At 50.4% G+C, this 25,696-nt stretch carries 21 protein-coding genes; 15 read left to right on the top strand and 6 right to left on the bottom strand.

The window, feature by feature from the left end; genetic code table 11:
• From BCF53_RS17620 to BCF53_RS17610, 3 genes are read left to right on the top strand one after another with little or no spacing between them, the layout of a single operon-like run.
• A complete protein-coding gene (locus BCF53_RS17620) occupies positions 1-3,912 on the top strand; it encodes a pilus assembly protein (protein WP_132703811.1) in 3,912 nt (1,303 codons plus the stop codon).
• Between the two features lie 26 nt (positions 3,913-3,938).
• Complete coding sequence (locus BCF53_RS17615; RefSeq protein WP_132703809.1) at positions 3,939-4,268, top strand: hypothetical protein; 330 nt, start codon at positions 3,939-3,941, stop codon at positions 4,266-4,268.
• Positions 4,269-4,290: 22 nt separating this feature from the next.
• The gene (locus BCF53_RS17610; RefSeq protein WP_132703807.1) at positions 4,291-4,758 is read left to right on the top strand and encodes a type IV pilin protein; all 468 of its coding nucleotides are present in this window, start codon (positions 4,291-4,293) and stop codon (positions 4,756-4,758) included.
• Between the two features lie 44 nt (positions 4,759-4,802).
• Here BCF53_RS17610 and BCF53_RS17605 read toward each other — a convergent pair whose 3' ends face one another.
• From BCF53_RS17605 to BCF53_RS17595, 3 genes are all read right to left on the bottom strand, one after another.
• Positions 4,803-5,378, bottom strand: coding sequence for a GspH/FimT family protein (locus tag BCF53_RS17605; RefSeq protein ID WP_132703849.1), 576 nt, complete (start codon positions 5,376-5,378; stop codon positions 4,803-4,805).
• Positions 5,379-5,478: 100 nt separating this feature from the next.
• Entirely contained in the window at positions 5,479-6,849 is a 1,371-nt protein-coding gene (locus BCF53_RS17600) for a sigma-54-dependent transcriptional regulator (RefSeq protein ID WP_132703805.1), read from the bottom strand.
• A 22-nt stretch (positions 6,850-6,871) separates the two neighbouring features.
• The gene (locus BCF53_RS17595) at positions 6,872-8,458 is read right to left on the bottom strand and encodes a sensor histidine kinase (RefSeq protein WP_132703803.1); all 1,587 of its coding nucleotides are present in this window, start codon (positions 8,456-8,458) and stop codon (positions 6,872-6,874) included.
• Positions 8,459-8,584: 126 nt separating this feature from the next.
• On the opposite strand from BCF53_RS17595, the gene BCF53_RS17590 reads away from it, so the two are divergent.
• Together BCF53_RS17590 and BCF53_RS17585 are read left to right on the top strand one after the other, a co-directional pair.
• Positions 8,585-10,207: an NAD+ synthase gene (locus tag BCF53_RS17590; RefSeq protein ID WP_132703801.1), complete on the top strand. Its 1,623-nt coding sequence runs from the start codon at positions 8,585-8,587 to the stop codon at positions 10,205-10,207.
• A gap of 3 nt (positions 10,208-10,210) precedes the next feature.
• Positions 10,211-10,870, top strand: a complete 660-nt coding sequence (locus BCF53_RS17585) for an HAD hydrolase-like protein (RefSeq protein WP_132703799.1) — start codon at positions 10,211-10,213, stop codon at positions 10,868-10,870.
• A gap of 27 nt (positions 10,871-10,897) precedes the next feature.
• Here BCF53_RS17585 and BCF53_RS17580 read toward each other — a convergent pair whose 3' ends face one another.
• Positions 10,898-11,737, bottom strand: coding sequence for an outer membrane protein assembly factor BamD (locus BCF53_RS17580; protein WP_165901976.1), 840 nt, complete (start codon positions 11,735-11,737; stop codon positions 10,898-10,900).
• 62 nt (positions 11,738-11,799) lie between these two features.
• Between BCF53_RS17580 and rluD the strand changes: the two genes are divergently transcribed.
• The 5 genes from rluD (at position 11,800) to ilvN (ending at position 18,960) form a co-directional block, all read left to right on the top strand.
• Positions 11,800-12,789 carry a 23S rRNA pseudouridine(1911/1915/1917) synthase RluD gene (gene rluD / locus BCF53_RS17575; RefSeq protein WP_132703795.1) on the top strand — a complete coding sequence of 330 codons (990 nt, stop codon included), beginning with the start codon at positions 11,800-11,802 and terminating at the stop codon, positions 12,787-12,789.
• Entirely contained in the window at positions 12,786-13,514 is a 729-nt protein-coding gene (gene pgeF, locus BCF53_RS17570; RefSeq protein WP_207902777.1) for a peptidoglycan editing factor PgeF, read from the top strand. Before rluD ends, pgeF begins: the two co-directional genes overlap by 4 nt.
• Before the next feature lie 125 nt (positions 13,515-13,639).
• Complete coding sequence (clpB, locus tag BCF53_RS17565; protein ID WP_132703793.1) at positions 13,640-16,216, top strand: ATP-dependent chaperone ClpB; 2,577 nt, start codon at positions 13,640-13,642, stop codon at positions 16,214-16,216.
• Between the two features lie 510 nt (positions 16,217-16,726).
• On the top strand, positions 16,727-18,469 hold the full coding sequence (locus tag BCF53_RS17560) for an acetolactate synthase 3 large subunit (protein ID WP_132703791.1): 1,743 nt from the start codon (positions 16,727-16,729) through the stop codon (positions 18,467-18,469).
• Entirely contained in the window at positions 18,469-18,960 is a 492-nt protein-coding gene (gene ilvN / locus BCF53_RS17555; protein ID WP_132703789.1) for an acetolactate synthase small subunit, read from the top strand. The genes BCF53_RS17560 and ilvN overlap by 1 nt, the downstream gene beginning before the upstream one ends.
• A 48-nt stretch (positions 18,961-19,008) precedes the next feature.
• Here the strand turns inward: ilvN and BCF53_RS19250 are convergent, their stop codons facing one another.
• Complete coding sequence (locus BCF53_RS19250) at positions 19,009-19,149, bottom strand: hypothetical protein (RefSeq protein WP_165901975.1); 141 nt, start codon at positions 19,147-19,149, stop codon at positions 19,009-19,011.
• A 121-nt stretch (positions 19,150-19,270) separates the two neighbouring features.
• Between BCF53_RS19250 and BCF53_RS17550 the strand changes: the two genes are divergently transcribed.
• Positions 19,271-20,008: a Crp/Fnr family transcriptional regulator gene (locus BCF53_RS17550; RefSeq protein ID WP_132703787.1), complete on the top strand. Its 738-nt coding sequence runs from the start codon at positions 19,271-19,273 to the stop codon at positions 20,006-20,008.
• 65 nt (positions 20,009-20,073) lie between these two features.
• On the opposite strand, the gene ilvC is transcribed toward BCF53_RS17550, so the two are convergent.
• Positions 20,074-21,558: a ketol-acid reductoisomerase gene (ilvC, locus tag BCF53_RS17545; RefSeq protein ID WP_132703785.1), complete on the bottom strand. Its 1,485-nt coding sequence runs from the start codon at positions 21,556-21,558 to the stop codon at positions 20,074-20,076.
• Between the two features lie 266 nt (positions 21,559-21,824).
• Here ilvC and ilvY point away from each other — a divergent pair, with 266 nt between their 5' ends.
• The 4 genes from ilvY to BCF53_RS17525 are packed head-to-tail and all read left to right on the top strand — an operon-like array spanning position 21,825 to position 25,136.
• Positions 21,825-22,724: an HTH-type transcriptional activator IlvY gene (gene ilvY, locus BCF53_RS17540; RefSeq protein WP_132703783.1), complete on the top strand. Its 900-nt coding sequence runs from the start codon at positions 21,825-21,827 to the stop codon at positions 22,722-22,724.
• Positions 22,721-23,506, top strand: a complete 786-nt coding sequence (gene pssA, locus BCF53_RS17535; protein WP_132703781.1) for a CDP-diacylglycerol--serine O-phosphatidyltransferase — start codon at positions 22,721-22,723, stop codon at positions 23,504-23,506. Before ilvY ends, pssA begins: the two co-directional genes overlap by 4 nt.
• Positions 23,507-23,553: 47 nt before the next feature.
• Positions 23,554-24,525, top strand: a complete 972-nt coding sequence (gene msrP, locus BCF53_RS17530; protein ID WP_132703779.1) for a protein-methionine-sulfoxide reductase catalytic subunit MsrP — start codon at positions 23,554-23,556, stop codon at positions 24,523-24,525.
• 2 nt (positions 24,526-24,527) lie between these two features.
• Complete coding sequence (locus BCF53_RS17525; RefSeq protein WP_132703777.1) at positions 24,528-25,136, top strand: protein-methionine-sulfoxide reductase heme-binding subunit MsrQ; 609 nt, start codon at positions 24,528-24,530, stop codon at positions 25,134-25,136.
• Positions 25,137-25,696: the final 560 nt, after the last annotated feature.

The raw sequence follows: 25,696 nt of genomic DNA, 5'->3' as shown, positions 1-25,696 counted from the left end.
ATGAACACTGTATTTAAGCCTGGTAAAGCTCAAATGTTATTGCGATTGCTTAAGGTGACCGCATTTGCGTCGCTCAGCGGTGTTGCTGCAGGCGCAACATTAAGCATTTCTGATATTCCGCTGTCACTGCAGAGTAGTGTGCAGTCTAATTTCTATTTTGTGATTGATGACTCTGGGTCTATGGCTTGGAAATGGGTTATATCTGAGGGTGGCGCCAGTAGCAGTGATTATAATTTATCTTCGTTATCTACGGGTGATAACAGTTACGTAGATATAGACGCGAATAACCAAGTGCTAATGGCTTGCCGAGGTGTTAATACTTTAGCCTATAACCCTGATAAGACTTATACGCCCTGGGCGGGAGAGGATGATGCCGACGTTGCCTATGGTAATCAGACCCCGACAAGTGCTCGTTATGACCCTTATTACTCATCTACTTCTGTAGGGAGAAGGAATCTGACTTATGATAATGGGTCAGACAAAGTTGTTGGGTATTTTCCATGGTATGACCACAACCAGGATGGTTATGCTGATCTTTATTACGATATAGATGGTGATGGCAACATCGATACCTTTCTCGATCAGGACGGTGATAATATATTTGATGGCTTCATCGACTTGAATGGTAATGGGGAATATGACGGTTGGGTTGACCTGAATGGCAATGGCTCATATGACACCGGCGAGTTTGAATTTGAAAGTGAGCTTGAATGTCCAGATAGAGGAGAAATTAACAGCACAGTTAATTTAGGTGGTGGTAATTCAATTTCTGAGAATGATTTTTTACGAATCTGGATGGTCAAAGTAAAGGACTTGCCGGTTACCAGTACTACCGAGACAAACACCCAAACCAATTATGCCAACTGGTACTCTTATTACCGTAGCCGTGAGCTAATTACTAAAAAGGCACTTTCCGAGATTATTGAAGATTCTACTGCTCGTATGGGGCTGGACACGATTAATAGAAACAGTGGTCAGCTAACAGAAATAGCTGATGTTGATAATATCTCTACACCTATTAATTCGGATGCTGACGATAATAAAGATGCTCTAATGGAAGCTGTATTCAAGATTCAGTCTAGTAGTAGCACTCCCTTGAGGAAAGCGTTAAATCGTGCAGGGCAGTACTATAAAGGGACGTTAAGTGGATATTCGAGCCCAATTTTAAGCGACGCAGACGGTGGGAGTTGCCAACAGAATTTCACTATTTTAATGACTGACGGTTATCGAAACGGCAGTATGCCTTCAACAGTAGGTACCGGCTGGAATGATAATGAGGATGGTAACGGCGATACTAACTTTGATGGAGGGGGGTATGCTGATACTTACGACGATACGTTAGCAGATATTGCCATGTATTATTATGAAACAGACCTAGATAGCAATTTAGACGATGAAGTAGATACATTTGAATATATAGATGAGAATGACAACCAGCATATGGTTACCTATACAGTAGCGTTTGGTGTCACTGGTACAGTGGACTCTACCGCACTGTATGCAGCATGGGATGCCTTACCAGAAGATGATGGAACATCAAACGATAAAGAGTCGTACGGAGATTTTGGCGGTTATTTGGATCATTTAAAAACGGTCAATACAGATGCTGACGCTACCAATGATACAAACCCAAGTTTCACTGGGTGGCCAAATCCAAGCAGTGATGCTACGAAAATCGACGATATGTTCCATACCGCAGTCAATGGTCGCGGTCTATATCTTAATGCGCAGGATCCAGATGAGTTAATCGATACGCTGAAAGATGCAGTCGCCGATGCGGAAAGTCGTGATGAAGCCCTATCCTCAGCAAGTGTGAGTACTGGCTCGATTACCACCACAACTTACTTGTATACAGCGCTATTCAACAGCGCAAACTGGAACGGAGGAGTTAAGGGTTTTCCTATTAACTCAGACGGCACTTTGGATACAACTAATGCAGTGACGGCTTCAATAATCCCTTCGCACACCCAGCGAAATATCGTCACCTGGCATGATTCAAACCTCGCTGGTACGCCTTTTAAGTGGAGTGATTTAAGCACTGCTCAGCAAACCACTTTGGGTAGCGAAGGTTTAGTTGAATACATTCGCGGTGATACAACCGGTGAAACTAACGGTACCTATCGCTCAAGAACGGCAGAAATTTCGCTGGAGGGCATTGATACAGGAAATTACCTGGGAGATATTGTGCACTCTGCAGTTCAGTACGTAGCAAACCCTCAATTTCTGTATCCGGATGGTTTCGAAGGTAGCAACTACAGTGCATTTCGTTTAGACCCGGACGGTGATGCAACTAACAATACGACAGATGCCGCAGGTATTAACTTCTATCGAACCCCAATGCTGTATGTTGGCGCAAACGACGGTATGTTGCATGCATTTAATGTAGATTCAACCGACTCAGCGAATTTTGGTAAAGAACTGTTCGCTTATGTGCCTTCTATGGTTCATGAGAATTTGGAGTATTTATCCGACGATACCACCTATAGCCATGCTTACTTTGTTGATGGAACCCCCTATATTGGCGATGCCTATTTTGATAGTGAGTGGCATACCGTTTTAGTCGGTGGGTTAAGAGCTGGTGGGCAGGGTATCTACGCAATTGACATAACCGACCCGGATAAGTTTAAAGGAACAGAATCAACAGCCGCGACAACGGTGCTCTGGGAATTTGGTGATGACAGTAGTGTTGTTGATTCTAGTGGCAATAAGTTAGGTGATGATGATCTTGGCTATACATATAGCCAGCCCACCATCGCTAAGCTCAACAACGATAAGTGGGTGGCTATTTTCGGCAATGGATATAACAACACACAGCCGGACGGAACCATAGGTGGCGGTACGCCTGTTTTATATATAGTCGAGCTTGAAACGGGTGTTTTGATTAAGAAGATAGATACCGGTGTAAATGATTTAGCTACGCCTAATGGATTATCCAGCCCCAGTACATTGGATGTTGATGGTGATTATATAGCCGATTACGTGTATGCAGGTGATCTTGAAGGTAACCTGTGGAAGTTCGATCTTACTGATGATGATCCTATTAATTGGGATGTTGCCTATACAACAGGAAGCGTAAACACACCATTGTTTACTGCCTGTAGCGAGGATGACTGTGATACGACAAACCGTCAGCCCATAACCGTTAAGCCAGCGGTAGGCTTTAATGATGCTGCAACGGAATACCAAATCTATTTCGGTACCGGAACTTATTTCTTAGACAGTGATAATAATAATAAGAGTATGCAAACATTTTATTCCGTATGGGACAGGATGCTTAGTAACGCTGACTTTGAAGTTTTCGATCGTGAGCATTTATTGCAACAAAAGATTATTGAGGAAAAAGAGGACGGTGTGGACTATACCGCCAATGGCGAATTGATAGTTGATAAACAGCGAGTCTCAACAAATTACGCTATCGAATGGCATAGCGGTACTGATTTACCGGAAGATGCAGATAATGACGGACTGCCAGATACACATCTGGGATGGTATATGGACTTGTACAACACGGAAGGAGGAAGCACGACGCTTTACGGTGAGCGTGTTGTGGCTAATCCAATTCTACGGGATGACAGTGTGCTGTTCATTTCTACAATACCTAGTGATGATCCATGTAAAGATGGCGGTGACAGCTGGTATATGGAGGTAGTGGCAAATACAGGCTCGCGTCATGTTACTCCTGTTATTGATGTTAATGGCGATAACGTCGTTGATGACAAAGATTACCTGCTTACCGACAGTTATGGGATTACGGTGAGTAGCGGGCGATCAAACTTCGATATGCTAGCTGCTCCGCCTTGCCTGCAATTAGCTGATGGTTCTGAGATATGTTATCCGGATCCAGATGGTTCCAGTGTTTTTGCTCGAAGCCCTGATGTACCAACGGGACGCTGGATGTGGCGTGAGCTTTAAGGTATCGGTTAATTGAGGGTTATAATATGAAATTATTTAGTACTGCTATTTTGCTCAGCGCTGCACTAGTGAGCAGTTTTTCTCTGGCTGATCAGCTGGTTGTTCAGTTCTATAGTTTTACGTACGATAATACGTTTGTTGCAGACGATATGGAGTTTATGACGACAACCTACACAGTTGTACAGACCTATGGAAATGAAGATGAGCGACTATTTATTGGTGGCTTAAGGGAAGGTGATTGGTTGTTGTTAACATATGATGTTGTCGGTGCTGAGAAGCAATGGATAGTATCAAAGATCGAGATACTTGAAGATGAATCGAAAGCAGATGAAGTTAACGAGCTAATTCACGAATAGAAGTGACAACAGAAGAACTATTATGAAAAAACTTGGAAGTGGATTCACCCTGGTTGAAGTGGTTATTGTAATCGCCATATTGGGTATTTTAGCAGCGACGGCGATACCCGCTTACACCAACCATGTCAGAAAAGCGCATCGTGCTGACGCAAAAGGAGCGCTCATAGCCTTTGCGCAAAATATGGAAAGAATGTATTCAATAAATAACAGTTATTGTGATTTAGCTGACACTGGCGAAACAGCTGTAACTGACTGTGGGACGTCAACCCCGGATGCTGGAACCCCGGTTAACTTTTCGGATCAGGTGCCTCTGGAAGGAGGCACTGCCATTTATACGCTGGCGATAGAATCGACTAACTTGTCCTCATCATTTTTTACAGTGAGCGCCACACCCGTTACCGGTGGCTATATGGATGGTGACACCTGTGGTACGTTTACCTATTCGAGTACAGGTGCAAAAGGTGATGATGACGGTGGAAGTTGCTGGTAAAGCAGAGCATATGCCTAGGGCTGCAGACGCAGCCCAGCCTTCTTTCATGCATCGCAAGTAGCATTCACCCAAGCCCCGTTACTTAACCTTAATGGTGCACCCGAGCTATCACGTTCGTTGTAGACTTTTACCCGACCAATAATATTGACCGTCATATGCCAGGCCGTTTCATCCAGCTCGCCAAAGGTACAGATAGTAAAACTCTCCATCATCCCCTGATAAATTTCGCTGTTTTCACTGCCAAACCGGAAGTAAGGTACGCCTGCAGAGTAATACCCGAATGTTGACTCTTCCTTCGGTTCGTACTCCCGTAATACAACCTCGCCATCTGCAATCTCCAGAGATTTTGATTTATCCGGGTCGGTAAATAGCACCCAGGTTGCTGAGGTATCGGACACGCAGCTGTCATTAATCATCGGGCACAGAATGACTCGTGTATTCTCTGTTCGGGAAACCGAGCGGCCATAGTTTAACAGCCGTACCCAACGGTTCTTTTCAGAGTCGGCCTCTATTAATCGTTTCATGTCAGAAAATGCCGGTGCCGCAGCCGTGGCAACAATGGCCAGTGCGGCAAGAGTGAACACAAGTTCGGTGAGGGTAAATCCCTTCAGGTATTTCATATGCAATCCTTTGCACAGTGAATTCACCTTTAATTTAAATTTTAATCACTATTAGGTCTATCGGGTTTTAAGACCTGCATCACATAATTTTAAAAATACATCAGTCCAGCCCGAGCTTTTTAAGCCGATAACGCAAAGCGCGGAAGGTGATCCCCAGTTTTTTAGCTGCGGCGGTTCGGTTCCAGCGGGTTTCTTCCAGTGCCTGTTCAACTACGTTTCGTTCAATATCCATCAGGTAGTCTTCCAGAGAGACGCCCTCAGGCCGGGAAGAAATATTGGTGCTCGGCAGTGGAGAGATACTGGAGCTGGAGCTTTCGTTCAGGTTTAAGTCTTCTTCAGTGATGGTGTCTTCTTCGCACATGGCAAATGCGCGTTCAAGAATGTTTTCAAGCTCGCGAACATTGCCGGGGAATGCATACAGGTCTAAAGCCTTTTTGGCTTTAGCATCGAGCTTAGCGGCGGGAAGCTGATAGGTATCTGCGATGCGGCTCAAAATTCGGCCGCACAACAGCGGGATGTCGGAGTTACGGTTGCGCAGCGGTGGAATAAGCAGGCTGATCACATTGATTCGATAGAAAAGGTCTTGCCGGAACAGCCCTTCCTCAACCAAGTTTTCCAGATTTTTATGGGTGGCGCTTAAAATACGCACGTCAACATTGATTTCATGTTGCGAACCGATCGGCCGAACCTTTTTTTCCTGTATGGCGCGCAGCAGTTTTACCTGCATTGCCAACGGTAAATCTGCTACTTCATCAAGGAACAGCGTTCCGCCATCGGCTGCTTGAAAAAAGCCCTGTTTGTCTTCACTGGCTCCGGTGAATGAGCCTTTTTTGTGACCAAAGAATTCGCTTTCCATCAGTTCTGAAGGAATAGCACCGCAGTTTACCGGCACAAACGGGAAGCTCCGGCGCGGGCCGAGTTTGTGTATCTGCCGGGCGACAAGCTCTTTACCCGTACCGGATTCACCATGAATAAAGACCGGCGCCTGGCTGACCGCCAATTTCCGAATTTTCTTTTCCAGCATGATCATCGGTTCAGATTTGCCGAGGATCAGCGGTTTGCTTTGCTCGGATTCACTGGCTTCGGGCTGGGTAGATTCCTGCTTAACTTTCAGAGCCTGGTTGATCAGATCTCTTAGCTTGTGGATGTCGATGGGCTTAGAGACGAAGTCAAAGGCACCGGCTTTCAGCGATTCAATGGCAAGGTCCATGCTGCCGTGTGCCGTTATCACGGCTATGGGGGTGTCCGGTTTTTTCTCTGCAACATGGCGAACAATCTGCAAGCCGTCTCCATCCGGTAAGCGCATGTCGGTTAAGATTAAATCGACATCGTTTTTGTTGAGCGACTTGAGGGCCGATTGCACATCATAGGCACTGAAGCTTTCAACACCCATTCGCATCAGTGTTATTTCCAGCAGCTCCCGAATGTCCGGTTCGTCATCAATAATTAAAACTTTCTGTGCATTAGACATGAAAACTCATTCCTTTATTTCGTTATTCATCTATAGGATGGCTAATCGCATGAGACATCAGCATCCGGAAGCAACCGCCGGATCTATTGGAAACATAAGACAGTAACAGACGGTTGGCGTCACACAGTTCTTTGGCAATATAAAGGCCTAACCCGGTGCCGCTGTTTTCTGTGGTGTAAAAGGGTTCAAACAGGTTTTTAATCTGATCTTCCGCGACGCCGGGGCCGTCATCCAGTATATCGATATAGTATTGCTTGTTGTCGTCGTGTTGATTGATCTCAATATGCAGCGTCCGTTCTCCGGTTTTCAGTTCGCTGTAGCGCAGGCCATTTTCGATCAGGTTGTGCAGAACCTGCTTGATCTGATTGATATCGAACTCGGCAGAGCAGTCTTTGATCAGGTTGACTTCAATCTTTTCGTTGTTCTGCTCAATTTGAAGTTCGCGTTCATTTAAGCATAGGGATACAAATTCGCTTAACCGTATATTGTCCACACAGGGCTGACGTTTTCGCGAAAGATCCAGAATGGTTTGAATGATCGAGTTTACCCGCTGCGAATGGTTATTAATAATGGATAGCAGCCTTTTATCGGCTGGATCGAGGCCCGGAGCTTCTTCCAGTAACTGGGATGCATGAGAGATGGCCCCAAGCGGGTTGCGGATTTCATGGGCAATGGAGGCCGTCAGACGGCCCAAAGATGCCAGTTTAAGCTGCTGAACCTGCTGGGTCATTTTCCCGTTGTCTTCGAGGAAGAGGATGATGTCGGCGAACTCCGTCGGTTGCAGTTTTGCAAAGTTTATTGAGACCACTGGCAGCTCATTGCTGGCCTGATAAGGGGGGACCATCATGTCGTTGTTGATCTTCCAGTCTTCCAGCCTCTGGTGCATTTCCTTGTTCAGCCAGAAGGGGCGTTTTTCTTCGATATTGAGCAGGTAGCGTGCGGAGTCATTCAGCAGACGTATAGCGCCATCGTAGGTGATCACGATAATGCCGGTGCGCATGCGCTGCACAATCAGCTCGTTCAGATGGCGCAGGTCTAAAATGGTGTCGGCCTGCGCCCGGGCCAGCTGTTCAGAGGTTTTCACCCGGTGGCCAACGTACTGCAGCAGGGCGGTGACAACGAAATAGGCCACGCCGAGCAAGGCAGCCTGTACCAGGTCTTTGCCGAGGTGCTGAGGCATTGGCAGCAGCTCGGTGTAGACCACCGCAATGGCGGCGGCGGATGCGGTCATAAAGCTCTGCCGGGCAGGCAGCAGCATGCCACCGATACCGACGGTGATTAAAATCAGGCTGCCCAGTCCGCTGTCGACACCACCGCAATAGCGCAGAATAAAGGCCATCACCAGAATATCGGTGATCAGCAATGTGGTGACGGAGGACTTGGCTATTTGCTCATTAACAGAGAAGAGCAGCCCGAGAATGGCCAGAACCAAGTAAGAAACTGTCGCCAGCTGCAGCGATTCCTGATGTACCCATGGGAATACATCCATCGCAGCATCAGGTATTAATGCCAGAACCAACAGACCAGATGCTAATATCAGTCGATAGATGCCAAACCAAAAAAGCAGCTGTTCAGCGCGATGCGTCACGTTGGTGAAGTTAAAAGGCATAATGTCCGGTCAATTTGAGAAGTTTTTACAGTATAAACATTGGATGTAGGGCTGTTAATGGGGCAAGGCTTGTTATGCATGCCTATCGCCCTCACAATAGCGCTAATGTGTATGGAAAGGTAACTTATGAGTATTCGGGTCAGCCTCGTTCAGCACCGGTTTCCAGTCGGTGATATTGATGGCAACGTTCAAAAAATTCTGCAGTTTGCACAGCAAGCAATCGATACAAACGCCGATATCGTTGTATTCCCTGAATTAACCTTAACCGGCTATCCGCCTGAAGATTTGCTGTTACGCCCCAGCCTGGGAAAGCGTGTCAGTGATGCGCTTAGGCAAATTTTCGCAGCTAAACTGCCCATCGCGATCGTCTTTGGTTATCCGCAGCGGGAAGATGGCAAGCTGTATAACAAAGCCATGGTTGTGGATCACGGTCAGGTCATAGCCGATTACCGCAAGCAACACCTGCCCAACTATCAGGTATTTGATGAAAAGCGCTATTTTCAGAAGGGCGCTGAAACCTGCGTCTTTGAATTCAAGGGTGCGCAGATAGCTTTGAGCATCTGTGAGGATATCTGGTACGACGGCCCGGCACGCCGCGCCTATGAAGCCGGTGCCCAGATTAACCTGAATATTAATGGCAGCCCCTATTCCATCGACCGCAGCAAAGAGCGTCACGCGCAGGTTGAACACATCGTTAAGCAATGGCCGATGACCACGCTCTATGTCAATCATATCGGGGGCCAGGATGAACTGGTATTCGATGGCGGTTCATTCGTCGTAAACCCGGATGCCAGCCTGGCGGCTACCCTGCCGTTATTCGAGGAAGCCACGCAAACCGTCGAATTACAGCAGGTCGATGGCCAGTGGCTGGTTCAGGATGGGCAGTTTGCTGAAGAGCCGAGTATTGAAGCCGCCCTTTATGAGGCGCTGAAGGTGGGTCTGGCCGATTACGTCAACCGCAATGGGTTCCCCGGTGTCATATTGGGCATGTCAGGCGGTATCGACTCGGCGTTAAGTGCCGCGATAGCCGTGGATGCGCTGGGTGCTGATCGTGTAATGGGCGTGATGATGCCTTACCAGTACACCGCCAAGATGTCGATTGAAGATGCCGAAGCAGAGGCTGCCAATCTGGGTATTCGCTACCAGTTACTGCCCATCGGCGAGCCCTTTGAATCAGCGTTGAGTGTGCTGACGCCTGCCTTTGACGGCAAGGGCGCCGATGTTACTGAACAAAACATGCAGGCGCGGATGCGTGGCCTGTTCCTGATGGCGCTGTCGAATAAATTGGGTTACATGGTGCTGACGACCGGCAACAAGAGTGAGATGGCCGTTGGCTATGCCACCCTGTACGGTGATATGTGTGGCGGCTATAACGCCCTGAAAGATGTTCCTAAAACCTGGGTTTATCGGCTATCGCGCTGGCGTAATGAACAGGGTCTGGTGATTCCGGAGCGGGTCATTACCCGTCCGCCGTCGGCCGAATTGGCACCCGATCAGCTCGATGAAGACAGCCTGCCGCCTTACGATATCCTCGATGAGTTAATTGAGCGCTACGTAGAGCATGATGAAAGTCTGGAAACCATTGTTGCAGCCGGTTTCGATGAAGAAGTCGCCCGCCGTGTTATTCGTTTGATTGATATCAACGAATACAAACGCCGCCAGGCACCGGAGGGTGTTCGTATCAGTAAACGGGGTTTTGGGCGCGACCGTCGCTACCCAATTACCCATGGATGGAAACCAGGAGTCTGATCTTTGATAAATATTCTTTGGGACCTTGACGGTACCGTCGTCGATTCAATGCCGATTGTTGCCGCCTGTATGAACCGCACCGTTGAGCATTTTGGTCTGCCGCCCAGACCGCTGGAAGAGATGAACCCGTTTATCGGCCCCAGCCTGAGCTACTCGATGGGTGTGTTGCTGGATACCGACGACAAAGAGCTGATCGCCTCGGCGGTGGAGCACTACCGTGCTGCCTACAAACAGATGATGCATGAGAGCCCGGTGTTTGATGGCATTGAGCAGGCACTGGCGCATTTTAAGTCGGTGGGTGCAACGCATTATCTGGCGACGGCCAAGTTTCAGGGCTTTGCTGAGCACATTATCGTAGCGTCGGGTCTGAAGCCCTATTTCACGGGCATATATGGCTCAATGCTGGATGGCCGTCTGGCGAATAAAGATGAGCTGCTCGCGGAGCTGATCAAAGCAGAAGGCATTGAGCCGGGCAATTCGGTCATGATTGGTGATACCCACTACGATATCGAAGCCGGTCGACACCATAATATGACTACGATCGGTGTGTTATGGGGTTACAGCACGGAGCAGAAGCTGAAGGAAAGCGGCGCACACTATTGTGTGAATAAGCCGGATGAACTGAACGAGATTATTAAATCTGCCATGACCTGCGCCTGCTGATGCAGCGCAGGTTTCTTTAGCCGGCCTTTAGCTGGCCAGACCGAGGGTGAAGAATTTTACCCACCAGCGGTCTTCCCGCCATTTTGGCGAAACATACTCACCACTGGCGAAAACGCTGTGTTCCGGAAACTGCTGCTGCAACCGGCTCATGGCGATTTCATGATCCGCCGGTTGGTCGAGCTTATCGTAAGCCTCTATCAGAATGACCAGCGCATCGCCGGCGGAGCTGACCCCCGGATAATGATCGACAATGGCGCGGGCACGTTCCGCCGCTGCAATCCAGGCACCCTTGCGTACATAGTAATCGGCTGCAATCAGTTCGTGACGGGCCAGAGAGTCTTTCAGCACGACCATTGCTGAAAGGATCTCTTCGCGGTGCTCACTGCCCGGGTATTGCCTGAGGAAGTTATCCAGAGCGGTAAATGCCTTCTGCCCCTGAGCTGGGGAGCGCATGGATGGGTCGGTACGCTTGAAGTAGCCGCGGTTTTCCATGTACAGCTCAAAATAGCTCAGCGCGCGGATAAAGGCCGCGTAATCAACATCCGGGTGATCCGGATTCAGGCGGGTAAAGCGGTCGGCTTCAATCAGGGCGGTAGAGTAATCGCCGGATTGGTAATAGGCATACATCAAATCAAGTGAAGACGCGCGCGCATACTGGCCAAACGGGTACTTCTCCTGCAGCTCTTTCAGCTTTTCAATCGCCATGGTGTTGTTTGATTTAGCCAGATAATTTCGCGCCGACTGGTAGTAGGCTTCCTCGGTATCCAGCGGTTTATTGTTAAGGTTCGCGCAGCCTGCCAGCAGCGTCAGTGCGAGTACGGAGGTAAGAAGTGGACGATATTTAGTGGCAAACAACATTGATGGCATGCGAAATCTCGTTAAATCAGTAAAATGGCCGCTATTGTAACCACAGGAAACTCCCACCACCAATGACAGATGCATCCGATTCCATCAAGGAAACGCAAATTGTCCCATTTGAAATGGGCAACAAGAGGTTTGATCAGGTCGCCGCTGAGCTGTTCAGTGATTATTCACGTTCCAGAATTCAGGGCTGGATTAAAGACGGCAGCCTGACCGTCAATGGTCAAACCAAAAAAACCAAAGATAAGCTCGTTGGGGGGGAAACACTGCTGCTGGATGCCGTTCTGCAGGCTGAAGAGCGATGGGAGGCCGAGCCTGTTGAGCTCGATGTGGTCTACCAGGATGACGACATCATCGTCATCAACAAGCCTGCCGGGCTGGTGGTTCATCCAGGCGCCGGCACACCTTCCGGAACGGTGCTTAACGGCTTGCTGTACCGCTTCCCGGAGCTGGCCTCGGTACCGCGCGCCGGCATTGTTCACCGGCTTGATAAGGACACCACCGGTTTGATGGTGGTCGCTCGCAACCTGCCGGCACAGACCAGTTTGTCTGCGCAGTTGCAGGACCGAAGCATGGGCCGGGAATACCTGGCCGTGTGCATGGGTATTATGACCGGCGGCGGTGTGGTCGATGCCCCCATTGACCGGCACCCCAAGCATCGCACCAAGATGGCGGTCGCGCCGGAAGGTATGGGCCGCGATTCGGTAACGCACTATCGGGTTGAGCAGCGCTTCCGTAATCACACGCTGGTTCGCTGTAAGCTGGAGACCGGCCGTACCCATCAGATTCGTGTGCACCTTTCGCACATCGGCTACCCGCTGGTGGGTGACCCGCTGTATGCCGGCCGTTCGCGTTTGCCGAAGGGGGTTTCTCCGGAAGTGATGGAGTGCCTGAAGGGGTTCAGACGCCAGGCACTGCATGCCGGTTATCTGGAGCTGATTCATCCGGCCACTCAGGAAATGATGGATTGGGAAGTCGACCTGCCCGAAGATTTTCAGCAGCTGCTGGAAGTGATGCAGGATGAGCTTGAACTGTTCGGCTCCGGAGACGACTTTTGAGTTTTCAGTACGCTGACTGGCCATTGCCAGAGGGCGTCTGTGCCGGTTGGTCTGACCGGCTTGAAGGCGTCAGTGCTGAGCCATTTAACAGCATGAACCTGGGCCGTCATGCTGGCGATGCTGCAGAGAATGTCGAGGCTAACCGGGCGCGGTTAAACGCCCTGCTGAAGGGGCAGCCGAACATTTGTTGGCTGAATCAAACCCACAGCACCACGGTTGTGCCGGTAGCCGAGGCCGACCCTGGCTGCGGGCAGGATGGCAGCTACTCCACAGAGCCAAATCAGGCCTGCTGCGTGATGACTGCCGATTGCCTGCCGGTGTTTTTCTGGCAGCAGGATGGTCAAAAGGTTGCCATCGCTCATGCCGGCTGGCGTGGCCTGGCGGATGGTATTCTGGCGGAAACGCTGAAGCGGTTCGATGATCCGTCGTCCGTCAGTTGTGGCATCGGTCCGGCGATTTCTCAGCCTTATTTCGAAGTCGGTGAAGACGTCTACAATGCCTTCGCCGGTTGGGTCGATCATCAGACATTCTTTATACCGCGCCAGGTGCCGGGTAAGTATTCCTGTGATTTGCCCGGCTTGGCCCTGGCTCAGCTGACACATTTGGGTGTGCGGACGGTTCATTTATCCGGGCTATGCTCGTATGCTCAGGCTGAGCGTTTTTACTCGTATCGGCGTGATGGTCAAACCGGTCGCATGGCCAATCTTATTTGGTTGACTGAATAGGCGACGGGTACTTTAAATCTGACGTGGATAAAGAGGGTCGCAGCAAACAGTGAAATAAAAGGAACTTGATTCACCGGGCATATCCCGATTTTTCTCAGTAAAAGATCAGATTTCGAGGTAGTAACATGCGTATTGATCGATTAACCAGTAGCCTGCAATTGGCGCTTTCCGATGCTCAATCCGTCGCGTTAGGGAATGACAACAGCTTTATTGAGCCGGTTCACCTGCTGCTGGCACTTCTAAACCAAAAGAACGCCTCCGTCGCTACACTGTTGCAAAATGCCGGCGCGCGCCTGTTTGAACTGCGTGACAGCGCTGAAAAACTGCTCAATGCCGTACCCAAGATCAGCGGTGCTGATGACGATGTGCATATGTCCAACGATCTGGGTCGTGTGCTCAACCGCGCGGATAAGCTTTCACAGCAGCGCAAAGATCAGTTTATTTCCAGCGAGCTGGTGCTGCTCGCCATGCTCAAAGACCGTTCCAGAGTGGGCAGTTTACTGACCCAGTGCGGTGTAACTGAAGAAACCCTGCTGGCCGCCATTGATCTGGTGCGCAACGGCCAGCCGGTCAGCAGCGCCGAGGCGGAAGAAACCCGTCAGTCACTCGATAAATACACCGTGGATCTCACCGAGCGTGCCGAGCTGGGCAAGCTCGACCCGGTGATTGGGCGTGATGATGAAATTCGCCGCACCATTCAGGTTCTGCAGCGCCGTCGCAAGAACAACCCGGTGCTCATTGGTGAGCCCGGCGTCGGTAAAACAGCCATTGTTGAGGGGCTGGCCCAGCGCATCATCAATGGCGAGGTGCCTGAAGGGCTGAAGAACAAGCGTGTGCTTTCGTTGGATTTGGGTGCATTACTGGCCGGAGCCAAGTATCGCGGTGAATTTGAAGAGCGCCTGAAAGCGGTGCTCAATGAGCTGGCCAAGCAGGAAGGGCAGATCATACTGTTTATCGATGAGCTGCATACCATGGTCGGCGCCGGCAAAACCGATGGCGCAATGGACGCCGGTAACATGCTCAAGCCGGCGCTGGCGCGCGGCGAACTGCACTGCGTCGGCGCGACCACACTGGATGAATACCGCCAGTACATTGAAAAAGACGGTGCGCTGGAGCGCCGCTTCCAGAAGGTGTTTGTTTCCGAGCCGAACGAAGAAGACAGTGTTGCTATCCTGCGGGGGCTGAAAGAGCGCTATGAAGTGCATCACGGGGTTATGATTACCGATGGTGCCATTATTGCGGCGGTTAAGTTTTCACAGCGCTACATTTCTGACCGTAAGCTGCCGGATAAAGCCATCGACCTGATCGATGAAGCCGCCAGCCGCATTCGCATGGAGATCGATTCCAAGCCCGAGTCGATGGATATTCTTGAACGGCGCCTAATTCAGCTGAAGATAGAGGCTGAAGCACTGAAGAAAGAAAACAGCGCATCCGCGAACGCGACACTCTCCAAGCTTGAACAAGCCATCGATCTGGCAGAGCGTGAATATACCGATCTTGAAGAGGTCTGGGTCAGTGAAAAGGCTGCCGTGCAGGGCTCGCAGCATGTCAAAGAGCAGCTCGAACAGGCCCGGGTTGAGCTGGAAGCGGCCCGTCGCGCCGGTGATTTAACCGGCATGTCTGAGCTGCAGTACGGCAAAATTCCGGAACTGGAACGCCAGCTCGATATGGCCAGTCAGGCTGAAATGATGGACATGAAGCTGTTGCAGAATAAAGTGACGGATGAATCCATTGCCAGAGTCATTTCCCGCTGGACCGGTATCCCGATTGAAAAAATGCTCGAGGGTGAGCGTGAAAAACTATTGGCTATGGAAACGGTACTGCATGCCCGGCTGATCGGTCAGAACGAGGCCGTAGCCGCTGTGTCCAATGCGATTCGCCGCTCGCGATCGGGCCTGTCTGACCCCAAACGGCCGAACGGCTCATTTCTGTTCCTTGGCCCAACCGGTGTGGGTAAGACCGAGTTGTGTAAAACGCTGGCGCACTTTCTGTTTGATACTGTCGATGCCATGGTGCGTATTGATATGTCAGAGTTTATGGAAAAGCACTCGGTTGCCCGCCTGATCGGCGCGCCTCCGGGTTATGTTGGTTATGAAGAGGGCGGTTATCTGACCGAAGCCGTGCGTCGCCGCCCTTATTCGGTGGTGCTGCTCGATGAGGTGGAAAAGGCCCACGCCGATGTCTTCAATATTTTGCTGCAGGTGCTGGAAGACGGACGCCTGACCGATGGCCAGGGCAGAACAGTTGATTTCCGCAATACCGTCATTGTCATGACATCCAACCTCGGCTCCGACCAGATACAAACCCAGGCCGGCCAGGACGATTATGATGAAATGAAGCTGGCGGTGATGGATGTCGTCAGCTCATTCTTCCGCCCGGAATTTATCAACCGCCTGGATGAGGTGGTTGTCTTCCACCCACTGGCTTCCGATCAAATTCGTGGCATTGCGGAAATCCAGATGGGGCAGCTGCATGAGCGGCTTGAAGAGATGGATATGGGGCTGGAGATCAGCTCGGCGGTGATGGATAGCATCAGTGAAGCTGGCTTTGACCCTGTTTACGGTGCGCGCCCGTTAAAGCGGGCCATTCAGCGCAAGCTCGAAAATCCGTTGGCTGAAGCCCTGTTGCGCGGTGACTTTGCGCACGGCGATAAGATTGAGGCTTATATGGATGGGGAGCAGATTGATTTCCGCAAGGCTTGAATCGGGTAGTGTAGGTCGGGCTTTAGCCCGACAATGTCGGCCTAAAGGCCGACCTACAGGGCTTCTTTAGTTCAGTCGTAAATCTATCCAATATTACCGGCAGTATATAAGGGATTTCAGGCGGTCAGGATTGCGATTGGGTAGTTTCATTATTTCTGTGAGGGTGTCTGAGCACCGCGAGTTCTCGAACAGAAATAATGAAACTACCCAATTGTAAGCCGGGTTTTGCCACAGCATTTAAAAAACCTCATATCAAAAAATAAAACACTGGATAACAACTGGACATTCTTTAACCAGAGCGTAAAATGCCTGATGAACTCTGGTCTTTTCGACCAGTCCATGCAACTAAGTAGTCTCGGGCAGCAATATCGGCGTCGGAGTCAGCGGGAGAATCCCCTGAACGGTCGGTTGTGTTGGTGTCTGGCCTTACCGGGCCAAACATTCGAATACAGGCTGAAGATAAGCTTTTAAAGCGACGCGTTCCTGAACTCAAGCAAAGGTCTTATAAAAATGTCTAAATCTGCGCAACAGCCAGAAATGCTGTCTGGTGGCGAAATGTTGTGTCGTGCTTTACACGACGAAGGTGTTGAGTACGTCTACGGCTACCCCGGCGGTTCGGTACTGCATATCTACGATGCATTGCATCAACAATCGAAAATCAAACATATTCTTGTTCGTCACGAGCAGGCTGCAACGCACATGGCCGATGCTTACGCGCGAGCGACCGGCAAAGCCGGTGTTGTCCTGGTGACCTCCGGCCCGGGTGCCACCAACGCCATTACCGGCATTGCAACGGCGTACATGGATTCAATTCCAATGGTCTGTATTACTGGCCAGGTAATGAGCCACCTGATCGGCGGTGATGCCTTCCAGGAAACCGACATGGTGGGTCTGTCACGTCCGGTGGTTAAGCACAACATGCAGGTTAAAAACCCAGCAGACATCCCCGCGATGATCAAAAAGGCGTTCTACATCGCTGAAAGTGGTCGTCCCGGTCCGGTTGTGATCGATATACCCAAAGACATGACCATGCCGAACGAAAAATTCCCTTACGCTTATCCGGATCGCGTCAAGATGCGTTCTTACAACCCGGTTAAGAAAGGGCACAGCGGTCAGATCCGAAAAGCCGTGAACATGATCATGCAAGCCAAGAAGCCGGTGGTTTATGCCGGTGGCGGGGTCATTCTTGGTAAGGCCTCTGAGCAACTCACCAAGTTTGCGAAAGCGCTGAACTTGCCGGTCACCAACACCCTGATGGGCTTGGGTGGCTTTCCGGGTACCGACCCGCAGTTCATCGGTATGCTGGGTATGCACGGCAGCTATGAATCCAACATGGCGATGCACAATGCCGATGTCATTGTTTGTATCGGCGCACGCCTGGACGACCGCTGCACCAACAACACCAGCAAGTTCTGCCCGGACGCCAAGCTGATTCACATCGATATCGACCCAACGTCAATCTCCAAAACCGTGATGGCCGATCTGCCGATCGTAGGCCCGGTCCGTTCTGTTTTGACTGAAATGATTGAGCAGATAGAGCAGTCCAGCCAGTCGATGGATGATGAAGCGATCGACCAGTGGTGGCAGCAGATTGAACAGTGGCGCGCGCGCCACGGTGGCCGTTACCGTACCGATGATTCTGAAAAGATGAAGCCTCAATATGTCATCGAAACGCTGCATAAGGTCACTCAGGGTGACGCTTACGTTTGTTCCGATGTTGGCCAGCATCAGATGTTCGCCGCTCAGTACTACAAGTTCGATAAGCCAAACCGCTGGATTAACTCCGGTGGCCTGGGGACTATGGGCTTCGGTTTGCCGGCGGCCATGGGCGTGCAGCTGAACTTTCCGGAGGATCACGTTTTCTGTGTGACCGGTGAAGGCTCTATTCAGATGAATATTCAGGAGCTGTCCACCTGTAAGCAGTATGGTTTGCCGGTGAAGATTCTGTGTCTGAACAACGGCTACCTGGGCATGGTTCGCCAGTGGCAGGACATGAACTACGAATCGCGTTATTCGCACTCCTATCTCGACTCCCTGCCAGATTTCGCCAAACTGGCTGAAAGCTATGGCCACGTCGGTATTGTGGTGAATAAGGCTGAAGAGCTGGAAGACAAACTGAAGGAAGCAATGGAGATCAGAGATCGCGTTGTATTCATTGACGTACGGATTGATCCGGAAGAACACGTGTACCCGATGCAGGTGCCTAATGGTTCTATGTGTGACATGTTCTTGAGCAAAACGGAGCGTACCTAATGAGACATATTCTTTCAGTTCTAATGGAAAATGAGTCTGGTGCACTTGCCCGTTTGGTGGGTCTGTTCGCTCAGCGTGGCTACAACATCGACTCTTTGAACGTTGCCCCTACCGATGATGAATCACTGTCGCGATTAACGCTGGTTACCCGCGGCGATGAGCAGGTCATCGAGCAAATCACCAAACAGCTGAATAAGCTGGTTGAGGTGGTTAAGGTGGTTGATCTTTCCGATGGCGAGCACGTTGAGCGCGGCCTGATGCTGGTGAAGGTTCGGGCAACCGGCGCCCAGCGCGAAGAGGTGAAACGCAGCGCAGATATTTTCCGCGCACAAATTATCGATGTTTCGCCGCTGACCTACACCATTATGGTGACCGGCGATGAAGGCAAGCTGGACGCCTTTATTGAAGCGCTGGCCGGCACGACCATTCTGGAAGTGGCCCGCACCGGTGTTTCCGGTGTTGCCCGCGGTGATAAGGTGTTAAGCCTTTAAAACCCACCTGAAGGTGACCGCTATCAAGGGCTCATGTTGAGCCCTTTTTTATTTTCTGTTTGCTCTCACTTCCCGAATCACCGCCACGATCAGGCCGGCTATTAACACCACGGCGATTATCAGAATGGCCCAGGCGGCAATGTCACACCAGGGCTCCGCGGTGCACGGCAAGCCAATTTGAATATGCATGGTAATTACCCGTAACTGAACCATAATCAAGATTAGAATTATTTGATCAATAGGTTTGAGATTAGTTGCGGCAATCCATACTGTAACCGGCTCAGATCCGTTTTTTTAGAAAGGCAGTAACATGATTTTAGATACCCAGCTCCCCGAGAATTGGCTGCTGCGAGCGCAGGCACGCCAGCTTTTTGCATTGAACGGCCTTGACGGTATCGCTTCGCAATCCTATTCGGTGGCCGAGAATTCTCTGGAAGCGTTGCCGATTGAGCAGTGGGCTCTGGTGCGGGTATTGGGTGGCAGCCTGTCGTTATTCCGGGGGGATGAATGCCTGCTGGCGCTTGAACCCGGCGATTGCTGGCTGGCCTACCCCGGCAGTCTGTTCCGCTGGGTTCAGGAGTCACCATTGGAGCTGGAGGTCTGGCTCTGGTCGGATATACCCGCTGCAAACCAGCCTGAGTTTATCTTTGGGTTTAGTGATCTCATGCTCGAGCTGGCCGCATTCAGTGCCGGCTTAAGCGCAGACCCGGTGCCCGGATTCGAATTCTTTCAGGATGGCGAGGCCATTATCTCGCAGGGCGTGATTGCTGATTCGGTCTATACCCTGATCGAGGGTCGAGCCAGGGTGCTGGTCGATGGAAAGGTGGTTGGTGTCGCGCGGGAAAACGAGATTCTCGGTTTGCAGGCCATGCTGTTGAAAACGCACCGCACTGCAACGGTTGTTGCAGATGGGCCTTGCACGGCAGTTAAGGTATCTTACGAAAATTTCCGCTCGTTAATTGAAACCCGTCCAGATCTGGTCATCGCCACGATGGAAACCATGGCGCAGCAGCTTTCCCGAGCCAATGAGCGTTTGCTGAATAAGTAGCGAAAGCTTCAGGCATTAAAAAGCCCGCACTCTGGCGGGCTCTATTGCGCTTGCGGAGCGCTTAATTAAGACACTTCAACGATACGCTTCATGTCAGTCATGTAGCCGCGCAGCTCTTCACCGATGTATTCAATCGGGTGGTTACGGATGGCTTCATTGGCACTCACCAGTGCTACGTTATCCACAGAATTAGATTTAACATCCAGGCCTTTACCAATCACCTCGGTAGTGACTTTAGGCATTATGGTTTCAGCCAGCAGAGGCACAGCAGCGTTGGCGAACAGGTAGTTGCCGTATTCTGCGGTGTCACTGATGACCACGTTCATTTCGTACAGCTTCTTACGGGCAATGGTGTTGGCAATCAATGGCAGCTCATGCAGAGACTCGTAATAAGCACTCTCTTCGATAATGCCGCTCTCAACCATGGTTTCGAATGCCAGTTCAACACCGGATTTAACCATGGCAACCATCAGGATACCGTTATCGAAGTATTCCTGCTCATCCAGGTCGTTCTCAACCGGAGCGGCTTTTTCAAAGGCCGTTTCGCCGGTTTCTTCACGCCAGCCCAGCAGGTCTTTATCATTTGCTGCCCAGTCAGCCATCATAGTTGCAGAGAAGTGACCGCTGATGATGTCATCCTGGTGCTTGCGGAACAGTGGACGCATGATGACTTTCAGTTCTTCTGAAAGTTCGAATGCACGCAGCTTGGAAGGGTTGTCCAGACGATCCATCATGTTGGTGATGCCGCCCAGCTTCAGCGCTTCGGTGATGGTTTCCCATCCGTACTGAACCAGCTTAGCTGCATAGGTTGCATCAATACCATCAGCAACCATCTTGTCGAAGCACAGAATAGAACCGGCCTGCAGCATGCCACACAGAATGGTTTGCTCGCCCATCAGATCCGATTTAACTTCAGCAACGAATGAGCTCTGCAGGCAGCCGGCACGGTGACCGCCAGTCGCTGCCGCCCAGGCTTTAGCAATGGCCAGACCTTCGCCTTGTGGATCGTTTTCAGGGTGAACAGCAATCAGAGTCGGAACGCCGAAGCCACGCTTGTACTCTTCACGAACCTCAGTACCCGGGCACTTCGGTGCAACCATAACAACGGTCAGGTCTTTACGAACCTGCAGGCCTTCTTCAACAATGTTGAAGCCGTGTGAGTAACCCAGAGCCGCGCCTTCTTTCATCAGCGGCATAACCGTGCTGACGACGTTAGTGTGCTGCTTGTCCGGTGTCAGGTTAACAACCAGGTCAGCAGTTGGAATTAGGTCTTCATAAGAACCAACGTTAAAGCCGTTCTCTGAAGCATTTTTGAAAGACTGACGCTTTTCATCAATCGCCGCCTGACGCAGAGCGTATGAAACATCCAGACCGGAGTCGCGCATATTCAGACCCTGGTTCAGGCCCTGAGCGCCACAACCTACGATGACAACTTTCTTGCCTTTCAGTGCTTCACATTCATCAGCGAATTCGCTGCGATCCATAAAGCGGCATTGTCCTAATTGAGCCAGTTGCTCACGTAAATTCAGGGTGTTGAAATAGTTGCTCATGTCGTTACCTTTCAAAATAAGGGAGTGGCACCTGCCACGGTTGGAGTGCAGTCTAGCGAATGAGCCTTATTGCTTAAAATGAATTGTTGGCAACCAAGTGTTGCGAAAAGTGAGTAAGCGTAACGTTTGGATTACACCCCTGCCGTTGCGGGCTCTGGCGCAGTTTCGTGTTTTCAACCTGATTTGATTAAAAGGGGAAATAGCGTTGCAAATGCTGCAACATTAAGGCGATCGTGCCATAATCTGGGGCCTTCAGGAGGACTCTTATGGATCTACGAGCTTTACGCCAGTTTATACATCTATCTCAGACGCTGCATTACGGCAAAACATCCGAAGCCATGCATGTGAGCCCGTCGACTTTGAGCCGCAGCATTGCGCGCCTGGAAGATGAACTGGGAGCGACACTGTTCGAGCGTGACAACCGCACCGTTGTACTCACTCAGGCAGGCCGGCAGTTCCGTGAATTTGCCGAGGCGACGTTGGCCCACTGGCAGGATCTAAAGCACCGCCTTAAGAATAACCCTGTCGAATTAACCGGCCAGATTCGCCTGTATTGTTCAGTGACAGCGACCTATTCCTTTATGTCGGATCTGCTCACCATCTTTCGACGTGAGTTCCCGAATATTGAGGTAATCCTGGAAACCGGAGATGCCGCTCAGGCCATTCAAAAGGTAATGGACGATGAGGCCGACTTGGCCGTTGCCCCATTGCCGGATCAACTGCCCAACCCGCTCTTGTTTAAATCACTGGTGCATACGCCGCTGGAATTTATCGTACCAAACAGCGATGGCCCGGTTGATGCGTTGTTGACGCAGGCACCGGTGCCCTGGGGGCAGGTGCCCTTTGTAATGGCTGAATTCGGCCTGGCGAGAAAGCGTCTGGATCAGTGGTTCCGCAGTCAGAGCATTAAACCGAATATTTACGCACAGGTTGCCGGCCATGAGGCTATAGTTGCCATGGTGGGGCTGGGCTTAGGTGTGGGTGTGGTACCACGCCTGGTGATCGAAAACAGCCCGCTGAAAGATAAAATCCGGGTTCTGGATGTCGAAAGACCGTTACAGCCCTTCGATGTCGGCATATGCGTATTGAACCGCCGCCTTCAGGATCCGTTAGTCAATGCATTTTGGAAAACGGCGCAAGCCCTTCATCAGGAAGCATCTCAATGAGTATTGAACCGCTGCACAAAAGTGAACCCGCTAGTGCTGAACCGATAGAAAGCTCTACCCGACGTGGCGTTTATCTGATTCCTAATCTGCTGACGACCAGTGCCTTATTTGCCGGTTTTTTCTCGATAATTGCGTCAATGAATGGAAATTTCATTTCCGCCTGTGTCGCCATTTTTGTTGCCCAATTGCTGGACGGTGCCGATGGGCGCGTCGCTCGTATGACTCATACTCAGTCAGAATTCGGAGCCCAGTACGACAGCATGTCGGATGTTATGGCCTTTGGTCTGGCTCCGGCTTTGCTGGCATTTCAATGGTCATTGCAGGGGCTCGATAAGGTCGGTTGGATCGCGGCCTTCATCTACGTGGCTGGTGCGGCATTGCGGTTGGCGCGTTTTAATACCCAAATAGGCAAGGTCGATAAGAAGTACTTTATTGGCCTGGCCAGCCCGGCCGGTGCCGCTGTTATTTGGTCAACCATCTGGTCGATGGAGAAGTTCGGTATCAGTGGTGATCAGCTTTCCTGGCTGATGGTTATACTGACTCCTTTGATCGGGATTATGATGGTCAGCCCGGTGCGCTACTTTTCCTTTAAGGATATCAGTGCTCAGCGGCGGGTTCCGTTCTTTGCATTATTGGCCATTGTCTTGGTTTTTGCATTGGTCGCGCTGGACCCTGCACGGGTTCTGTTCGGCTTTGCCTTTACCTACGCGCTGCATGGTCCGGTTATGGAGTTGTGGCGTTTCGTTAAACTCAAAAAACAAAAAACAGAAACTTCTGCCTGATTGGATGGTCAGAGCTGGTACAACCGAATTGCTTGGAGCCGGCCAAAATGTCTTACCGATTTTCAGAAAAAGAACAGAACGTTACACCTAAAGAAGCCTTTCTGAACCGAAGGCAAATAATGAAAGGCTTGGGGCTTGCTGCCATCGCGGCATCGGCTCCAAAGGTGGCATTCTCTGCAGATCAGAATGTGCCACCGCCGGCCTGGCTGGATAAGAAGGTTCGCTCTACTGTCTATCGCAGTGTGAAGGCAGATGACCCGATTACCGACGCCTACGATGCCAAGAGCTACAACAACTTTTACGAGTTCGGTACCGCCAAAGAAGACCCATCCCGCTATGCGCACGAGTTTAATCCGTACCCCTGGGAAATCGAAGTAAGCGGCGAGTGCGAAAAGCCGGGTAAACTCTCCCTTGAAGATCTGATCAGCAGCCGCTCACTGGAAGAGCGAATCTATCGGCTGCGCTGTGTGGAAGCCTGGTCGATGGTCATTCCCTGGACGGGTATTGAACTGAAGACCCTTTTGGCATCCTTTCAGCCGACCAGTAAAGCAAAGTATGTCGCCTTTGAGTCCATTGTTCGGCCAGAAGAGCTCCGTGGCCAGAAAGGTCGATTTTCAACGATCGAATGGCCTTATATCGAAGGTTTACGTATCGATGAGGCCATGCATCCTTTAGCCTTTATGGCTGTCGGCATGTACGGCGAACCCGTTCCTGCTCAAAACGGTGCGCCGATCAGGTTGGTGGTGCCTTGGAAATATGGCTTTAAGAGTATCAAATCCATCGTTCGTATCAGGTTTACCGAAGAGCAGCCCGCCACTACCTGGAATCTGGCAAATCCGAGGGAGTATGGCTTCTACAGTAATGTGAACCCCGGTCAGCCACACCCGCGCTGGAGTCAGGCCAGAGAACGCCGAATCGGTGCCGGTGGTAAGATTGAACGTATCCCGACGCAAATGTTTAACGGCTATACAGAGGTGGCCGACCTCTACAAAGATATGAACCTGTCTGAATATATTTGATCATGAACAGAAAGTTGAGCTGGTGGCTGGTGTTTATTGCATGTGCCAGTCCATCCCTGTATCTGCTGTTAGTGTATTTTATCAATCCGCGCTCTTTGGGGATCGATCCTGTTGAGGTCTTGCTGGCTGAAACTGGGGAGTGGTCTCTCAGGTTTTTGCTTATCACTCTGGCCTGTTCGCCGTTGCGTCGGCTCAAGGTTAAGCGTCTTGCGCGGTACCGACGGATGCTCGGGCTTTATTCCTTCTACTATGCAAGTCTGCATTTGGCGATCTATGTATCGGGTTGGATTCAGTTTGATTGGCAACTGCTGGTGGAAGATCTGATCAGTCGTCCATTTATCTATATAGGTATGGCGGTTTGGTTGGTATTGATGGTTTTGGCGATTACATCGCCAAAGGCTGTCATTAAAAGGCTTAAAAAATGGTGGTTGGTGATACACCGCTTCGTTTATGTTGCGGCATTCGGTGCTCTGGTTCACCTTTGGATGCAGTCTCGTGGGACTATTGATGAAGTCCTGGTTTATGGCGCGCTGCTGTTCTTGTTATTGGCTGAACGCATCTATAGATCGTTGACATCACGGAACCCGGTACAAAAGCGCAGCGCAACATAATACTTCCGGGTTTTATTGAAAAAGGTGTTGACGGGATTCGAAATATCCTTAATATGCGCGCTCCTCGCTGCTGGGGCAGATGGGGTAGGCCAATCGATTGGTGCTTTTCATAAAATGAACCGGGTGTTGATTTTATGAATAAGAAAGCTAAAAAGATTGGTTGACAGAGTTAAAAAAGAGCGTAGTATACGCGCTCCTTGCTGCTCACGCAGTAGCAGGGAAGGCCGAAGTTCTGGATCCTTTTAAAGTTTGTAAGTGACTGATTTTAAAAGAAAAAATTCAAAATAACGGTTGACACTGAGGAGAATCGCTGTAGAATACGCGCCTCTTAAACGACAAGCCTAAAGCGCCGCTGTCGAGATCTTTAAAACAAATAATTTAGAAGTAATTCGTGTGGGCGCTTGTGAGTCGATAAATAATCGAACACAAGCGACTGTCAAAACATTAGGTTTGATAAGAAGCGAATGTTCGAACTCAGATTTTCTGTGTTGTCTTAATAATGCAGATATAGTTTTTAAACTGAAGAGTTTGATCATGGCTCAGATTGAACGCTGGCGGTA

This window comes from Reinekea marinisedimentorum (assembly GCF_004341165.1).
Lineage (GTDB): Bacteria > Pseudomonadota > Gammaproteobacteria > Pseudomonadales > Natronospirillaceae > Reinekea > Reinekea marinisedimentorum.
This window is presented reverse-complemented; position numbering and strand designations above follow the sequence as displayed.

Coding starts and splice junctions, on each gene's coding strand:
- BCF53_RS17605 (WP_132703849.1), bottom strand. CDS start 5,378: ATGAAATACCTGAAGGGATTTACCCTCACCGAACTTGTGTTCACTCTT.
- msrP (WP_132703779.1), top strand. CDS start 23,554: ATGTCTTACCGATTTTCAGAAAAAGAACAGAACGTTACACCTAAAGAA.
- BCF53_RS19250 (WP_165901975.1), bottom strand. CDS start 19,149: ATGCATATTCAAATTGGCTTGCCGTGCACCGCGGAGCCCTGGTGTGAC.
- clpB (WP_132703793.1), top strand. CDS start 13,640: ATGCGTATTGATCGATTAACCAGTAGCCTGCAATTGGCGCTTTCCGAT.
- BCF53_RS17620 (WP_132703811.1), top strand. CDS start 1: ATGAACACTGTATTTAAGCCTGGTAAAGCTCAAATGTTATTGCGATTG.
- BCF53_RS17595 (WP_132703803.1), bottom strand. CDS start 8,458: ATGCCTTTTAACTTCACCAACGTGACGCATCGCGCTGAACAGCTGCTT.
- BCF53_RS17590 (WP_132703801.1), top strand. CDS start 8,585: ATGAGTATTCGGGTCAGCCTCGTTCAGCACCGGTTTCCAGTCGGTGAT.
- BCF53_RS17560 (WP_132703791.1), top strand. CDS start 16,727: ATGTCTAAATCTGCGCAACAGCCAGAAATGCTGTCTGGTGGCGAAATG.
- ilvN (WP_132703789.1), top strand. CDS start 18,469: ATGAGACATATTCTTTCAGTTCTAATGGAAAATGAGTCTGGTGCACTT.
- ilvY (WP_132703783.1), top strand. CDS start 21,825: ATGGATCTACGAGCTTTACGCCAGTTTATACATCTATCTCAGACGCTG.
- BCF53_RS17600 (WP_132703805.1), bottom strand. CDS start 6,849: ATGTCTAATGCACAGAAAGTTTTAATTATTGATGACGAACCGGACATT.
- BCF53_RS17580 (WP_165901976.1), bottom strand. CDS start 11,737: ATGCCATCAATGTTGTTTGCCACTAAATATCGTCCACTTCTTACCTCC.
- BCF53_RS17610 (WP_132703807.1), top strand. CDS start 4,291: ATGAAAAAACTTGGAAGTGGATTCACCCTGGTTGAAGTGGTTATTGTA.
- rluD (WP_132703795.1), top strand. CDS start 11,800: ATGACAGATGCATCCGATTCCATCAAGGAAACGCAAATTGTCCCATTT.
- BCF53_RS17525 (WP_132703777.1), top strand. CDS start 24,528: ATGAACAGAAAGTTGAGCTGGTGGCTGGTGTTTATTGCATGTGCCAGT.
- BCF53_RS17550 (WP_132703787.1), top strand. CDS start 19,271: ATGATTTTAGATACCCAGCTCCCCGAGAATTGGCTGCTGCGAGCGCAG.
- ilvC (WP_132703785.1), bottom strand. CDS start 21,558: ATGAGCAACTATTTCAACACCCTGAATTTACGTGAGCAACTGGCTCAA.
- BCF53_RS17615 (WP_132703809.1), top strand. CDS start 3,939: ATGAAATTATTTAGTACTGCTATTTTGCTCAGCGCTGCACTAGTGAGC.
- pssA (WP_132703781.1), top strand. CDS start 22,721: ATGAGTATTGAACCGCTGCACAAAAGTGAACCCGCTAGTGCTGAACCG.